Annotated in this window: 17 protein-coding genes; 4 read left to right on the top strand and 13 right to left on the bottom strand. The window is 65.1% G+C overall.

Features of this window, described 5'->3' with window-relative positions; translation table 11 throughout:
* Window positions 1-342 precede the first annotated feature (342 nt).
* Together ACXMDP_RS08385 and ACXMDP_RS08380 are read right to left on the bottom strand one after the other, a co-directional pair.
* Entirely contained in the window at window positions 343-1,158 is an 816-nt protein-coding gene (locus tag ACXMDP_RS08385; protein WP_259729478.1) for a hypothetical protein, read from the bottom strand.
* Between the two features lie 4 nt (window positions 1,159-1,162).
* The gene (locus ACXMDP_RS08380) at window positions 1,163-2,242 is read right to left on the bottom strand and encodes a DUF389 domain-containing protein (protein ID WP_259729479.1); all 1,080 of its coding nucleotides are present in this window, start codon (window positions 2,240-2,242) and stop codon (window positions 1,163-1,165) included.
* A 157-nt stretch (window positions 2,243-2,399) separates the two neighbouring features.
* Between ACXMDP_RS08380 and ACXMDP_RS08375 the strand changes: the two genes are divergently transcribed.
* Window positions 2,400-2,795, top strand: coding sequence for a hypothetical protein (locus ACXMDP_RS08375; protein WP_259729480.1), 396 nt, complete (start codon window positions 2,400-2,402; stop codon window positions 2,793-2,795).
* Window positions 2,796-2,811: 16 nt separating this feature from the next.
* On the opposite strand, the gene ACXMDP_RS08370 is transcribed toward ACXMDP_RS08375, so the two are convergent.
* From ACXMDP_RS08370 to ACXMDP_RS08345, 6 genes are all read right to left on the bottom strand, one after another.
* The gene (locus tag ACXMDP_RS08370; RefSeq protein ID WP_259729481.1) at window positions 2,812-3,342 is read right to left on the bottom strand and encodes a PepSY domain-containing protein; all 531 of its coding nucleotides are present in this window, start codon (window positions 3,340-3,342) and stop codon (window positions 2,812-2,814) included.
* A gap of 166 nt (window positions 3,343-3,508) precedes the next feature.
* The gene (locus ACXMDP_RS08365) at window positions 3,509-4,039 is read right to left on the bottom strand and encodes a DUF3122 domain-containing protein (protein WP_259729482.1); all 531 of its coding nucleotides are present in this window, start codon (window positions 4,037-4,039) and stop codon (window positions 3,509-3,511) included.
* A gap of 266 nt (window positions 4,040-4,305) precedes the next feature.
* A complete protein-coding gene (locus tag ACXMDP_RS08360) occupies window positions 4,306-4,749 on the bottom strand; it encodes an OsmC family protein (protein ID WP_259729483.1) in 444 nt (147 codons plus the stop codon).
* Entirely contained in the window at window positions 4,746-5,624 is an 879-nt protein-coding gene (locus ACXMDP_RS08355) for a sulfite exporter TauE/SafE family protein (RefSeq protein WP_259729484.1), read from the bottom strand. Before ACXMDP_RS08355 ends, ACXMDP_RS08360 begins: the two co-directional genes overlap by 4 nt.
* Window positions 5,621-6,175 carry a rhodanese-like domain-containing protein gene (locus ACXMDP_RS08350; protein ID WP_259729485.1) on the bottom strand — a complete coding sequence of 185 codons (555 nt, stop codon included), beginning with the start codon at window positions 6,173-6,175 and terminating at the stop codon, window positions 5,621-5,623. Before ACXMDP_RS08350 ends, ACXMDP_RS08355 begins: the two co-directional genes overlap by 4 nt.
* Before the next feature lie 70 nt (window positions 6,176-6,245).
* Window positions 6,246-7,367: a rhodanese-like domain-containing protein gene (locus ACXMDP_RS08345; RefSeq protein WP_259729486.1), complete on the bottom strand. Its 1,122-nt coding sequence runs from the start codon at window positions 7,365-7,367 to the stop codon at window positions 6,246-6,248.
* Window positions 7,368-7,495: 128 nt separating this feature from the next.
* Here ACXMDP_RS08345 and ACXMDP_RS08340 point away from each other — a divergent pair, with 128 nt between their 5' ends.
* Complete coding sequence (locus ACXMDP_RS08340) at window positions 7,496-7,843, top strand: ArsR/SmtB family transcription factor (RefSeq protein ID WP_259729487.1); 348 nt, start codon at window positions 7,496-7,498, stop codon at window positions 7,841-7,843.
* A 192-nt stretch (window positions 7,844-8,035) separates the two neighbouring features.
* Here the strand turns inward: ACXMDP_RS08340 and psbA are convergent, their stop codons facing one another.
* Window positions 8,036-9,115, bottom strand: coding sequence for a photosystem II q(b) protein (gene psbA, locus ACXMDP_RS08335; RefSeq protein ID WP_094510831.1), 1,080 nt, complete (start codon window positions 9,113-9,115; stop codon window positions 8,036-8,038).
* A 308-nt stretch (window positions 9,116-9,423) separates the two neighbouring features.
* Between psbA and ACXMDP_RS08330 the strand changes: the two genes are divergently transcribed.
* Window positions 9,424-9,939 (top strand): DUF3122 domain-containing protein, encoded by a 516-nt coding sequence (locus ACXMDP_RS08330; protein ID WP_259729488.1) that lies wholly within the window; start codon window positions 9,424-9,426, stop codon window positions 9,937-9,939.
* Between the two features lie 348 nt (window positions 9,940-10,287).
* Window positions 10,288-10,635: a ribbon-helix-helix domain-containing protein gene (locus ACXMDP_RS08325; protein ID WP_457766715.1), complete on the top strand. Its 348-nt coding sequence runs from the start codon at window positions 10,288-10,290 to the stop codon at window positions 10,633-10,635.
* Window positions 10,636-10,679: 44 nt separating this feature from the next.
* Here the strand turns inward: ACXMDP_RS08325 and ACXMDP_RS08320 are convergent, their stop codons facing one another.
* From ACXMDP_RS08320 to ACXMDP_RS08305, 4 genes are all read right to left on the bottom strand, one after another.
* On the bottom strand, window positions 10,680-11,441 hold the full coding sequence (locus ACXMDP_RS08320) for a response regulator transcription factor (RefSeq protein WP_457766714.1): 762 nt from the start codon (window positions 11,439-11,441) through the stop codon (window positions 10,680-10,682).
* A 223-nt stretch (window positions 11,442-11,664) separates the two neighbouring features.
* Window positions 11,665-13,071, bottom strand: coding sequence for a glutathione-disulfide reductase (gene gorA, locus ACXMDP_RS08315; RefSeq protein WP_259729489.1), 1,407 nt, complete (start codon window positions 13,069-13,071; stop codon window positions 11,665-11,667).
* 65 nt (window positions 13,072-13,136) lie between these two features.
* Window positions 13,137-13,748: a pentapeptide repeat-containing protein gene (locus ACXMDP_RS08310; RefSeq protein WP_094510835.1), complete on the bottom strand. Its 612-nt coding sequence runs from the start codon at window positions 13,746-13,748 to the stop codon at window positions 13,137-13,139.
* Window positions 13,749-13,988 carry an ArsR/SmtB family transcription factor gene (locus ACXMDP_RS08305; RefSeq protein ID WP_457766713.1) on the bottom strand — a complete coding sequence of 80 codons (240 nt, stop codon included), beginning with the start codon at window positions 13,986-13,988 and terminating at the stop codon, window positions 13,749-13,751. It lies immediately after the preceding gene.
* Between the last annotated feature and the right edge of the window lie 113 nt (window positions 13,989-14,101).

Below are 14,101 nucleotides of genomic sequence, written 5' to 3'. Positions count from 1 at the left end.
GCGCATCCTCGTGGTGCGGCTCTATGGCTACATCCACCTGGTACCGATGATCGAAACCGAAGGGCACCGGTTTCTGAAAACGATCATCCCCAACCGCAAGGCCAACCGCTTCTACAAAACGTCCGCGCCCGCTGGGCCTGCATCATGCCCATCCCCTCCTCACCTGAACTTGATCCTGCAGAGCAGCGAAAACGGGTACTCGCGGAATGCAAGGGCCGGTTTTTATGTGTCCAAAGTACGGACACTTATCCCCTTGGACCGCTCACATCACACGCTCTCTGGCGGTGACCTCCAACCCATCGGTGGCCACAACGGCTTCGCCCTCAATCCACATCCTTACCCTCACCCAACCCCCTTCCCACCCCGCAACCGCCGCAACGCCAACGCCAGCGGCATCAGCGATACATTCTCCACAGACAGCTTGTCGCCAGCGGCGAAGGGATTATCGAGATCGGTGATCAGGTAGAGCAGCTTGATCAGCAGGAAAGAGATCACGCCGATGAAGAACATCGATTCACTGAACGGTTCGATGTCGGTGAGCACCAGCCCCACGGTGAGCAGGCCTGTGCCCAGATAGGCCATGCCATACACCGACGGCACGAAGGTGGTTTCTCGGATCACTTCGATGCGATACACATGGCGGCGGATCGTGGCCAGTTCGAGCAGCAGGCGGGCCTGCAACGGAGCCGGGTTCCAGGCGCGCAACTGCTCGATCAGCTGCTGCAGAGCATCGAGCTGATCCAGCAACACGGCCACACCGCCGCCTTCCCGCATCCAGCCCAGCAGAGCCTCACTGAAGGCCGTCAGCGCCGCCAAGGCCGGGCGGATCTCGGCCTCGGGGTGCAGCACCTGCACAGCGCGCACTTCACTGGCGACGCATTCCATCGCAGCGGCCAGTTCCGCCGGCATCGTCTCGCCTTCCTTGTAATCCAGCAGCACCCCGTTCAGCAGGAAGCCCAGCAACACCACCTCGGAGGCCACCAGCGCCGGAAACAGCGGATTGGGGGCCAGCACCTCCCAGCCCAGCCGGCGCACCAGCAGCTTGGTGCCGCCGATGCCCGCCAGCACCAGGCACACCCGCAGGAACGCCCACAGCCGCCGCAGCTTCGGATCGCGCACCCCATCGAGCTCCGCCTGAGCGGCGGCGGTGTCCGTCACACCCTCACTCCCCCTTGGAGTCGGCTGAAGGCAGCGCAGACGGTGGCAGCACTTCCAGGTGCGGCGGGTTGGGAGCAGTCTCCGGGCCGATCAGATCGACGGCGGTGCGTTGCACCACCAAGCGGAAGCGCAACGGCGCCTGGTTCTTGTTGATGAAGGCCTGCACGCCCGCCACCTGCGCGGAGGTGGGCAGGGAGGGATCCGTGACCCGCACCCGGGCGCGGATCAGCGGCGGATTCTTCTGCCAGTTGATCGAGAGGCCCACCAGGTCGATGGCCGGATCACCGCCGAGGGTGATCGTGCTGCTGCGCAGTTGCTGCTCGATCACCTGCTCCACTTCCTTGGCCTTCGTCTCCTGCCGCGACTGGTTGAGCAGGCGAAAGAAGCTGCTGCCCAGCGGAATCACCAGCAGCGCCGTGAGCGCCACGCTGGTGAGGCCCAGCCTGCTGTGAAAGAGGCGGCTGCGGTACACCCGCTCCAGCGCGCCGAGCGCCGCCATCGCCCCCAACATGATGCCCAGCAGGTTGGTGGCGAACAGCAGCAGCGCCCCGTAGGCCTGGGCCCAGAACGAGGAGGCCAGCAGAATGCCCACCACACACATCGGCGGCACCAGGGCCACGGCGATCGCCAGGCCGGCCAGGGCCGAGATCGCGTCCTTGCGGAGCTTGGCGAACATCGCCACCGCCCCGGCCACCAGGGCCACGCCCAGATCCAGCAGGTTGGGGCTGGTGCGGTTCATCACCTCGCTGCCGAAGCTGGGGAAGGCCACCAGACGGCCCACCAGCATCGCCAGCACCACGCAGATCACCACGCCCAGCAGCAGGGTGCGCAGCGCGCGCAGAAACATCGGCAGGCGCCCCCGCAGGATCTCGAACGCCATCGCCTGCAGCGGCATGATCCAGGGGGCCACCACCATCGCGCCGATCACCACACCGGGGCTGTTGGCCAGCAGGCCCAGGGTGGCGATCAAGGTGGCGCCCACCGTCAGCACCACGAACACCAGATTGAAGCTGGCGTCCCGCTCGAACTCCTGGCGCAACAGCACAAGACGGCTGTCTTCCGGCTCGGTGATGGTGGAGGTCATGCGGGAAGCCCTCGCTTGGATCGGGCATCATCTTCGGCCGTGATCCAGCGAGGCGCCATGGCGCCCGGCGCCGCTGTGGCCAGATGCAGCCAGCCCCTTCTTCATGAACAATCCCTGAGACACCGGGGGCACTGGTCGAGGCAGCCGCTCCGCCCCCGTGGCCACCCGCGCCGTCTATTCATTCACAGGCTTTCCCGGCGCGCCGGTGCGCCACCTCTACCTTCACCACGACGGCTACCCCACCGGCGCCGCCTGGCGCTTCGCCATGGCGCTGCGGCAGCAGCAGCAGATGGCCGCCTTCCTGGCCGCGTTCCTCAGCACCCAGCCGGGCGCCGAAGCGTTGGCGGCCCCCGAGCAGGCCGCCGATGCCGACTACCGCTACCAGGTGCAGCTGCTCGCTGGCGACGTGGGCGGGGACGCTGCCTGCGATCCAGCCCGCGTAGAGGTGCAGTGCTGGCGGCGGCTGCCGGGCGGCAACAACTGGCAGGCCCGCTGCCGGCCGATGCCCCTGGCCCAGTTCATCCGGCGTTTCCTGCCCGGCGATCCGCTCTGAGCAATGTCCGGCAGCTTCAGCGCTTGCGCTTGATGTAGCGGCGGATCTGGGAGGGCCAGTCGCCAGGCAGATCCCCCTCCCGCAGGCTCGTGTTCGACATCGACACCACCAGCGGCCAACCCCCCAGTTGCAGGCTGCCTGCCACATGCACCAGCACCGCCAGGCCGATCACAAGCCAGGCCACCAGATGCAGCGAATACACCAGGTGGTGCAGTTCGCCGTCACGCAGCCAGTCTTCCTGCATCAACTTGCCGGTGGCCACCGCCAGCACCAGCGCCACCAGCGCCATCGCGTTGGTGGCGCGCCGCAGCCGCGCCTTGCCGAGCGTGAGCGCGTAGCCGGTGAAGGCCAGGCCCACGGGCAGCAGGAACCAGCCCACCTGGCCATGCAGATCGATCCAGCTGCCGCCTGGCACGAAAGGCAGCCGTCCCCAGCGGCCGTCGTAGCGGCTATACACGAACAGCCCGCTCAGACAGCAACCCAGCACCAGCACCGCCGTGAGTCCGTGCAGCAGCCTCAGCAGCGAGGGTTGGTAGGGGCGCCCCATGGTGTTGGTCAAACGACAATGTCCACAAGTTTGTCAGTCGGCTACTCCATGGCCGGCAAGAACAAGGCGACCGAGGAGACAGCTGGTCGATGTCTGGTGAAGATCCAGCTCATGTCCTGGTTCGCCATGCATGCGCAGTTGCCATTTCCGCTGCAGAGGGCGGCCTTCAGTTAACGCAGGCGTCAGTCAGTGAGTGCAGGGTCTGCACTTGGCCTGGCGACAGCGCAAAGCTCAGATCACCTGCGGAACTGACGACTGTCATCTCCATGGGCACGCCATCACTTGGGGTGGGGTTCAGACAACTGGCGTCGTACTGGGACGAAGCGACCGGGATGGCGCCATCGTTACTTGCCATCAGTTCTCCGCTGCGATTAGCCAGACTCCAATCCTGGCCACGCCCATCACTGAGCATGAGGGGACGGGCATGATCCAGTTTGAGCCCGTCAGACTCCGCCGTCAGTTTCAGTCGCAGACCAGCAGACGGATCGATGTTTGATCGTTCATAGAGCACTGCCCCCAGCCGGTGGCCCGAACCATCCTCAAGGTTCCAGTTGCCCGAGCTATCGACAGCCATGGCAACCGATGGGCTGCACAGTGTGCCGAGAGCAAACAGTGCAAAGCTCATCACCCAGAGGGTGCCATGAGCGGTAAAACGCTGAAGCCATGCAAAAACCGGGAAAGTGAAGGATGTCTTCATGGTGAAAACTGTATGTTTACGCTCTCAAGCTAGTCAGATCCGAGGCAAGAAACCGGCGAGAATCCCCTCTCCTGGCCAAGCGCGAACCTTGCTACACAAGGAGAGGTTTATACCTTCATTTCTCAACATCTTTCGCATTGTCGATAGATCTCTGGCGGGCTTCCCCAAGATTTCTGGCGCCGCCCCCCCGGCAGCTCACTGCCATCCACCGGCACCAGGACGTGGAGGGTCCTGCCCTTGGGGCCTGAGCGGAGAACTCCCTCAGATCAGCTCAGGGAAGTGAGCACGATGCGCTTGCACACCCCATCGGGCAGGTTGCGGGAGACCGGACAGAGCTTCATGCGCTCCTGGATGTAGGCGATCGCCTCCGCATCGGCGAGGCCCCGTTCCTGCTCGAAGGCGGCATCCAGCTGGATCCGGAAGTCGCCCTCCACCCTGGCCACGATCCAGTCGCTGCTTGTGGTGACGACAAAATCAGCCTCCACCTGCAGCAGCGGAATGGCCTTCTCCCTGGCATTGGCCACCAGATAGAAGTGCTGGCAGAGCAGCAGCGAAATCAGGTAGATCCGGAATCCCGGCATGGTGAAGCTGAGCTGCTGGGGCTCCCAGGCGCCGGAGTCGCTCAGGAACTCCACCACCAGATCGTGAGTGGCGCGATCTGGAGCGGGGTGGCTGCTGCGCAGCCGGAACTGGAAGGTGCGTTCATTCATGGCGCGATGGAAACGGCTGAGGATGAGGAGACGGGAGAGGCTGATCGGTGCGCAGCCTGCAGGCTCTGGCGGCTGGAAGCCATGGGAACAGCGGGCAGGTGATCGTGGCGACGCCAGACCTCGGCTCCGGTGAGCAGGGCCGATCCGATCAGAAGCGCCGAGAACCCCTGGTGCAGCCGCACCTCCGGCAGGTGAGGCGCGAGCCGTTGGCCGACCATCCCCCCAAGGAAGCCACCACCAAGCAGAGGCAACAGGAGCGGCAGGTGGGCCGTGGGCCAGTGGCCCAGTGCGGCAAGGGCGACCAGGGAATTGGTGGCGATCAGCAGCAGGCTTGTGCCACTGGCGAGCTGCATCGGCAGCCCCGCCAGAAGGACGAGGGCTGGCACGATCGCAAAACCGCCGCCCACCCCGGCGACGCCGGTGAGCAGGCCCACCACCACGCCCTGGCTGGCCAGCAGCACGGGGGAACCCGCAGGGCGTCCGTGCTGGAGAGGACGCTCTCTGGCACTGCGACGATTGAGCAGCCAGGAGGCCAGCAAGGCTGCGGCCGTGAAGATTCCCAGCTGCAGCGGCTCCGGGATCAGACCAGCCTTCACCAGGGTGCCGCCGATCCAGCTGCCGGCGAGGGCCGGCACCCCCAGCACCAGGGCGGGCTGGATCGCGATCTGGCGGCGGCGGATGTAAGGACCCACATTGCCGAGGGCCAGCAAGGTGACCACCAGCAGCGAGAGCGGAACCGCGGCCTTGGTGGGCAGGGCCGCACCGCTCACCAGCAGGGGCAACAATAAGATCGAGCCGCCGGCGCCGAGGACGGCGAGCAGAAAGCCGATCAGGGCGCCGCCCACCAGCAGCAGCGCCATGGTCGTGGCGCTCATTTCCCCCGTGATCCGATCGCCACCTGGTTCCAGGGCATCACAGCCAGCAGGCGCGCCATGCCGCAGAAGCCGCTGAGGCCCGCAAAGGTGAGGCCAGCCCCCACGAAACCGCTCAGCCAGATCCAGCCGGGAGCCACCGTCTGGCTCAGGATCACCCCCAGCAACACCAGGCTTCCTGCCACGATCTGCACCTGGCGCATCAAGGGCAGTGGCGCTCCTTTGAGCTTGCGCACGGAGAAACCAGCCTCCTGCCAGGCGGGAAGACCACCGAGCAGGTCGGCAACCGGGTGCGGGTGGCCCTTGTGCAGAAGCTGGGTCAAGGCCTTGCTGCTGCGGTTGCCGCTCTGGCAGACCAGCACAAGCGGTCCGTTCGGCAAATCGGCCTGGGTGAGGCGTGAAAGGGGAACGTTGAGGCTGCCGCTGATGTGGCCGGAGGCGTACTCCATCGGTTCGCGCACATCGATCACGCTGACGCCTTGGGCAGCCAGTTGGTCGGCCAGGTCATGGGCGCTGATGCGGTGGAGCTGTGCAGCTGAAGGGGTGGACGCCATCGGTGGAGAAGCAGAGAACGGGGCAATGCCGAAGCGGAGTCGGTGATCGAAGCGATCAGGGGCGCACCCCTCAGGCAGGAATGACGCCTTCCAGCGGGAAGCCCTCGGCCGCCCAACGGCTCAGGCCGCCGTGCAGGTTGGCCACCTGGGCATGACCAGCTTTCAGCAGTTGCTGGGTGGCCAGGGCGGAACGACTGCCTGAATGACAGACCACGACCAGCGGCCGACCGGTGGGGATCTCGCTGGAGCGGCCTTCAAGCTCCGGCAGGGGGATCAGCAGGCTGCCGGCCACCCTGCCATCGGGGCCGTTGAATTCCTCGGCAGAGCGCACATCGAGCACGGTGAGATCGCTCTGATGGGCGACCACCCAGGCCGGCGTGAGTTCAGGCAGGCCGGCGTAGCTGCGGGTCAGGGGCGCCCAGGCGGGAGCGGCCGCCAGCTGGCGTGGCTTGCCGGAGCGCATGTTGCCGGGCAGGGCTTCAGCGATCTTGTGGGGATGGGGAAGCTTCATCGCCTCCATGTGGCCGACGAAATCCCTCTCGGTGGCACTGCCGCCCAGCCTTGCGTTGAAGACCTTCTCCTCGGCAACGGAGGTCACGCTGCGGCCGGTGTAGTCGTGGCCGGGATAGAGCAGGCAGGCGTCGGGAAGAGAGAAGATCTGCCCCGTGATCGAGGTCCAGAGGGAGTGGGCGTTGCCCTGCTGGAAGTCGCAGCGGCCGCAACCGCGGACCAGCACGGCATCGCCGGTGAAGGCCATCGCCTGGTCATCGAGCACGTAGGTGAGGCAACCGTCGGTGTGGCCGGGGGTGGCGCGCACCTCCACGGAGCGCTCGCCGAAGGGAACCCGATCACCGTGCCGCAACGGCAGGCTCACGTGCTCGGCACCGACAGCAGCGGCAAGGCCAATGGCACTGCCGGTGGCGGCGTGCATCAGCCAGCTGCCCGTCACGTGGTCGGCATGGGCATGGGTGTCCAGGCAGGCCACCAAATCGATGTCCAGTTCACGGATCAGGGCAAGATCGCGGTCGTGCTGCTCGAAGACCGCATCAATCAGCAGACCCTGGCGGCTGCGCACATCGGCGAGCAGATAGGTGAAGGTGCCGGTGTCGCCGTCGAAGAGCTGGCGGAAGAGCAGGCAGCCGCCACCGGCGGCGGCTGCGAGGGAAAGAACAGACGCGGGAGCGACGGCCATGGGTGGTCCATCAGCAATTGCTATGACTTTAGCCGCATAGAGGGCTTAAAAACAACTCTCGCTAAGCCGCAAGCCGTCATTTGCTCCAGTTTCGGTGCATAATGCTGCAAGAGACATATTTGATTGTCATGGCTGCGCCCGTTGCCGGGTCCCTGCCGAGCCCCCAGCTCCTCGAAGAACTCAGTGGTTTCTTCCGTCTGCTGAGCGAACCGGCACGCCTGCAACTGCTCTGCCAGCTCAAACAACAAGGAGCCATGGATGTGGCCTCCCTGATCGAGGCCACGGGTTTCAGCCAGTCCCACATCAGCCGCCAGCTGGGGCAGCTGCAACGGGCTGGCCTGGTGGGTTGCGAGCGGGATGGGGTGCGGCTGATCTACACCGTTGCCGATCCCTTGGTGGATGAACTCTGCAATCTGGTGCAGGGGCGCCTGAGGCAACGGTTTGAGGAGCAGCTCCGGCAGCTGCAGCCGGTCTGATGGACACCATCCTTTTCGCGCGTCCGCAATCGTCCTGAACGGAACCCTCAGGCCTTTTTCATCGCCAGGCCCAGCGCCCGCAGTGGCAGGAGCAGATGGGACATGGGTGCTCCGGGGTGGGGGTGGACGCGGCCAGATGGGGCCTGATGTGGCTGGTGGGGTTAACGAGGCTGGGTGGGGGTCAAAGTCCCACTAACCGATCGCTGGGGCGGTGAGGGCCACGGGGGTGCTGGAACTGGTGGCCAGATCCAGCGGAAAGTTGTGGACGTTGCGCTCGTGCATGGCCTCGATGCCCAGCCCACCGCGGTTGAGCACATCGGCCCAGGTGTTGATCACCCGGCCCTGATGGTCGATCACGGAGTGGTTGAAGTTGAGGCCGTTGAGGTTGAACGAGAAGCTCGCCACCGCCAGTGCCGCGAACCAGATGCCGATCACCGGCCAGGCGGCCAGGAAGAAATGCAGGCTGCGGCTGTTGTTGAAGGAGGCGTACTGGAAGATCAGACGACCGAAGTAGCCGTGGGCAGCCACGATGTTGTAGGTCTCCTCCTCCTGCCCGAATCTGTAGCCACGGTTCTGGCTTTCCACCTCAGTTGTTTCACGCACCAGGGAACTGGTGACCAGAGAGCCGTGCATGGCGGAGAACAGCGCCCCACCGAACACGCCCACCACACCGAGCATGTGGAAAGGGTGCATCAGCACGTTGTGCTCGGCCTGCAGCACCAGCATGAAATTGAAGGTGCCGGAAATGCCGAGCGGCATGCCGTCGGAGAAGGAGCCCTGGCCGATCGAATACACCAGCAGCACGGCGGTGGCGGCGGCCACGGGCGCCGAGTAGGCCACGGCGATCCAGGGGCGCATGCCGAGCCGGTAGCTCAGCTCCCATTCACGCCCCATCCAGCAGAAGATGCCGATCAGGAAGTGAAAGATGATCAGTTGGTAGGGGCCACCGTTGTAGAGCCACTCATCGAGGCTGGAGGCAGCCCAGATCGGGTAGAAGTGCAGGCCGATGGCGTTGGAGCTGGGCACCACCGCGGCGGTGATGATGTTGTTGCCATAGAGCAGGCCGCCGGAAACGGGCTCACGGATGCCGTCGATGTCGACGGGTGGGGAGCCCACGAAGGCGATCACAAAGCAGACGGTGGCCGCCAGCAGGGTGGGGATCATCAGCACGCCGAACCAGCCCACATAGAGGCGGTTCTCGGTGCTGGTGACCCAGTCCTTGAAGGACCCCCAGGAGAGACCCGGGAGGCGGCGTAGGGACGTAGTGACCATGGTGCCGAAACACGAAGGACGGGGGAGAAGCGACCGCTCGCCACAGGGACGACGGTTCACCGCCAACGGCGCTCAGAGAAGGAACCGGCTGTGCAGGCGCACAGACAGGCATCACGTGAGTGTAGTTATGCGGTTTAACGCTTAAACCCACATGCATGCTACTGCTGATCTCCATGCCCGCGCGTGCCTCCCCCTTCTGCGCCTATCGGCAGATCTGCATAGGGTCGAGAGGCCCGAAGCCTCTGCAAACCATGGCCTTTTCATCAGGGAGGGAGCCCAGGCTTCACGCCGTTGGAGCCGCCGCTGTCGTGCCAGGGAGACGGCTGGCTCGACTGCTGGGCGCGGCGCTGGCGGTGGTGATGTTCACAGCCGGCGTGTCGCTGCTGCCAGGGCCTGGCATGGCGGAGGGACAGGCCATGGCGGGGGCCTCTCCCCAGCGCTGGACGCTCAGTGATGCTTCCGGCCAACGCTGGGGCCTGGTGTTGTTCGAGCAACCCGATGACGCCGATCCCGCAGGCCCGCGCTTACGCCTGAATGCCCTGACGCCGGGCCTCCGGATCGATCACCTACGCCCCTTGCAGATCGACGATGGAGCGGGTCAGCAATGGCAACTGCCCAACCGCAGCGAGGAGCTGGTGGCGGCAGAAGAGACGGCACTACCACAGGGAGCCGCCCAGTTTGACGCGGCTGGCCTGGTGCCTGCCCCCAGCGACTTGCGGCCCCTGCGTCTGCTGGTGCCGGTGGCCAATGGGGGCGCCGATGTTGCGCTCATGCTCGGAGCGGATCCCACCAAGCAACTGGCCCGTCGAGCTGCCGATCTTTGACAGGCCACCAGCGCCCTTTGAACCGGCATGGCAAGGGCGGGATTCACACCACACCCCATATCACACCATGGGATTATGATGGTGAGAACACATCAATACGGAGGAGTGGGCCATTCAGGCAGTTTTTGAAATAGTCAGATTCTGATCAGATCTTGCCCGCAACCCTTCCAACATCTGGGAACACCCCACCCAACGACTTTGACGCAGGACCTGGTTTCTCCCTCCCGATTTTCCCGGTTGGGGCGTGGCCCTCCATCCGCATCAAGATGAAGAGGGCATGAATCCCTGGAATATTCTCTCAGTTAGCAGCGATCACACGTTATTCGTTGTGCATCACCCCCCTACTCCATGTTTAGGTCTGCCATGACTTCCATAACTCCCAACTCCAAGTCCGTACGCAATGCTTCCGAGACCACGAGCGAGCGTGTTCGGATCATGCAACGGCAGCCACGCCGCATCTCCATCACCATCAGCCATCAGGTGTATCAAACCCTCCTGAACCGCTCGGAAGAGGAGGGTCGCTCCATGTCCAATCTCTGCGCCTTCCTGCTGGAGGAAGTGCTCCACCAGCAAGCGCCCGCTCCTGCACACAGCCAGGCCTATGCTCAGCCCCCAAGCACCAGCGAAAGAAGCCAACCGCAGCACAGCCACTCGATGCCTGTGGGAGTGTCTGCAACGAACGGTGCTTATGTCTGAGCCGCCCCCCATCGCAGTGGTGGCAGTAATCCCCTATGCGCCTCTCAGGCCATCGCCTGCGTCTGCTGATGGGGAAGATCAAGGCAATAGCCCATGCCGTAGATCGTTTTGAGAAAACGGGGGCGGTGCGGCTCCGGTTCGATCTTGGTTCTGAGGTGACGAATGTGGGTGCGAATGCACTCAATGTCGTCACCGCTGGGGTGGCCCCACACCTCCTTGAGAATCACCCCCCAAGACACCGCCTGGCCATGGCGTTGCAGCAAACAGTGCAGCAGTTCGAATTCCAGCCTGGTGAGGCGTATCGGCTGGTCAAACCACTGCACCTCCAGCTGCTCAGGGCAAAGTGTGAGAGGCCCGAAAGAAAGGATTTCCGGTGTGACCAAGGCCAGCGGCGGTTCCAGCTGGTGGCGCAGCAGCGCCCGGATGCGGACGAACACCTCCTCCACCTGGAACGGCTTGGTCACGTAGTCGTCGGCGCCACAGTTGAAGGCCTTGATCTTGTCTTCCTTGCTGGCCAGTGCCGTGAGCACCATCACGGGCAAGCGGGCGGTGCGCTGATCACGGCGGAGGCGCTGCAATACCGAGAGGCCGTCCAGCTTGGGCAGCAGCAGGTCGAGCACGATCAGATGGGGCTGGTGCTCCATGGCCATGGCCTGGCCGTGGTAGCCGTCGCCGGCGTGCAAAATGCGCCAGCCCACCTGCTCCAGCAGCGGGGTGAGCATCTCGACCACCTCCGGCTCATGGTCGATGAGTTGGATCAGGGGTTGCACGCGCAACAGAAGGTACTGCAGGAAGAACTGGCTCAATGCTGCAGACCTTCATCATCAAGTGAGTGGAATGTCTTGATAAAGAAATACTGAAGCTCCTGATTTGCTTATGATTTCAATCAATTCTCTTTCGGTTTCTCAGCATCCGCCCTGCCTCGGCCCCAGTCACTGCCTTGGATTTGCCCCCGGCCCTGGCCTCAGTCACCCTTTTGCACCGTGTCCCGCCATGCTGCCGACCGTGGGTGCGTCCTCCCCGCTGCGCTCAGTTCGGCATCGTTACGAATTCCTCAGAAACGGTGGGGTGCAACGCCATGGTGCGATCGAAATCCGCCTTGGTGGCTCCCATGCCGATGGCGATCGCCGCCATCTGAATGATCTCGGCGGCGTGCTCGCCCACCATGTGGCAGCCCACCACCTTGCCGGTGGCCACCTCCACCACCAGCTTCAACAGGCAGCGGGGGCCGCTCTTGGGCAGGGCCTGCGCCATCGAGCGGAAGCAGGCCCGATGAATGCGGATGCCATCGGCGCCGAAACGCTCGATCGCCGCTTCTTCGCTGAGGCCCACGGTGGAAAGCTCCGGCTGGCTGAACACGGCGCTGGCCACCAGCTCGTGATCCACCTGGCGCGGCTTGCCGCCATAGACGCTGTCAGCGAAGGCGCGGCCCTCGTCCACTGCCACCGGGGTGAGGTTGATGCGATCGGTCACGTCGCCCACCGCATAGATATGGGGCACATTGGTGCGTTGATCAGCATCCACCGGGATGCGGCCCGCCTCGCTGGCCACGCCGGCAGCCGCCAGATGCAGCGGCTCCAGCCGGGGCCGGCGGCCGGTGGCCAGCAGCACACCGCCGCAGGCCAGCTGCTCGCCGTCCTGGGTGGTCACCTGCAGATCACCGGGAGTGCCACTGATGGCGGCAGGACTGTGGCTGAAGCGGATCTCGATCCCGGCCTCCTCCATCCCCTCGCGCACGGCGCCGGCCAGCTCGAGGTCAAAGCCCCGCAGCAGGTGATCGCCGCGCACCAGCTGAGTGACGGCCACGCCCAGGCCATTGAGGATGCAGGCGAACTCACAGGCGATGAAGCCCGCGCCCACGATCACCACCTGCTGCGGCAGTTCCTCCAGCAGGAACATGTCATCGCTCACCCAGGCCAGCTCGGCGCCCGGCAGCACCGGCCGCTGGGGCACGCCACCAGCGGCGATCAGCACCCGCTCCGCCCGCAGGCGGCGGCTGGCGGTGGTGGCGGCTGCCTCACCGGTGATGTCTTCACTGGCCACCACGTCCACGTGATGGGAGTCAGCGAAGCGGCCCCAGCCGCGCACGAGCTCCACGCCGGCCTTTTCGAGAAAGCCGATGTGCAGCCCATTGAGCCGGTCGACCTCGGCGCGCACATTGGCCAGCAGCCGTGCCGGCTCGCAGCGGGCGGCCTCCACCGTCCAGCCGAACGCCTCGGCGTCTTGAAGGATGTGGCGGTAGGCAGAGCCGTACACCAACAGCTTCTTGGGCACGCAACCGCGGATCACGCAGGTGCCGCCCACCCGATCGCCTTCAAGCATCGCCACCCGGGCGCCGTAGGAGGCAGCGCGCTTGGCCGCTGCCAGGCCGCCGGAGCCGGCGCCGATCACAACCAGATCGAAGCCGTCTTCAGCGGGTTGGGGGGAAGCAGTCACGGCTGATCGGAGCACGATGGCTTCAATCATGCAGGGCGGGGCGTGCCCCCGTGCCGGCCGGGCACTCAGCTCGGCAGCTCATCGAGCTGGCAGGTCTGCAGGTCGCAGCCGCTCAGGTCGGCGCCGCGCAGGTCGGCCTGCCGGAGATCGGCGCCATACAGGCAGGCCCCCACAAGGCGGGCCCCCTGCAGCCGCACCCCGGAGAGGCGGGCAAAGCTGAGGTCAGCGTCGGTGAAATCGGCACCGCTCAGGTCGGTGGGCTGATCCTGCCCGGGGCGGAAATCCGCCTCCACCAGCCGCGCCTGACGCCACACGCTGCCGGCCGCCGCAATGCCCCGCAGGCAGCTGCGATGCAGAGCAGCGCCATTGAATTCCGCACCCTGCATGCGGGCGCCGGAGAGATCGGCCTCCTGCCAGGAACTGCCGTGGGCCCTGAGCTGGCGCATGTCAGCGCCCCACAGCAATGCCTGCTGGAAACAGGCTCCTTCCAGCTGGCTGCCGCGCAGATCGGCGTGGCCGAGCCGGATGGCCCGAAACTGGCCGCCCCGCAGGTCGCAACCCGCGAGCACAAGCTCCACCGCATCGGCTTCAGGCAAGGCCAGACCTGGAAACGCCCGTTCTCCGGCCGCCAAGGAGAGGCGCAGGTCGTTGATGGTGGCGGGCAGCCGGGTAGGCATTCAGAGGCTGGTGGAGAGGGCGTCGAGTTGCTGGCGGCGGGCTGCGAGCAGGAGGTCCTGGCAGGCGGCGATCAGCTGGAACACGTTGGGATCAATCACTTCGTAGAACACCAGGCTGCCTTCCGGCCGCCGCCGAACCACACCGGCAATCATGAGCAGCTTGAGGTGCTTTGACACCAGCGCCTGGCTGAGGCCGGTCTTTTCAACCACCGCCGTGACGTTCAGGGGGCCGTGGCGCAAACATTGGAGCACGAGCAAACGACTGGGCTCCGAAAAGACCTTGAAGTGTTCTGCCAGAGCTTCCATCATGCCTTCACGCCCTTCCACCGCCTTCGTGTCCAGACGCTCACGTT

The organism is Cyanobium sp. ULC065 (genome assembly GCF_977927515.1).
The sequence above is the reverse complement of the archived record's forward strand: the minus strand, read 5'-3'. Positions and strand labels throughout refer to the sequence as shown.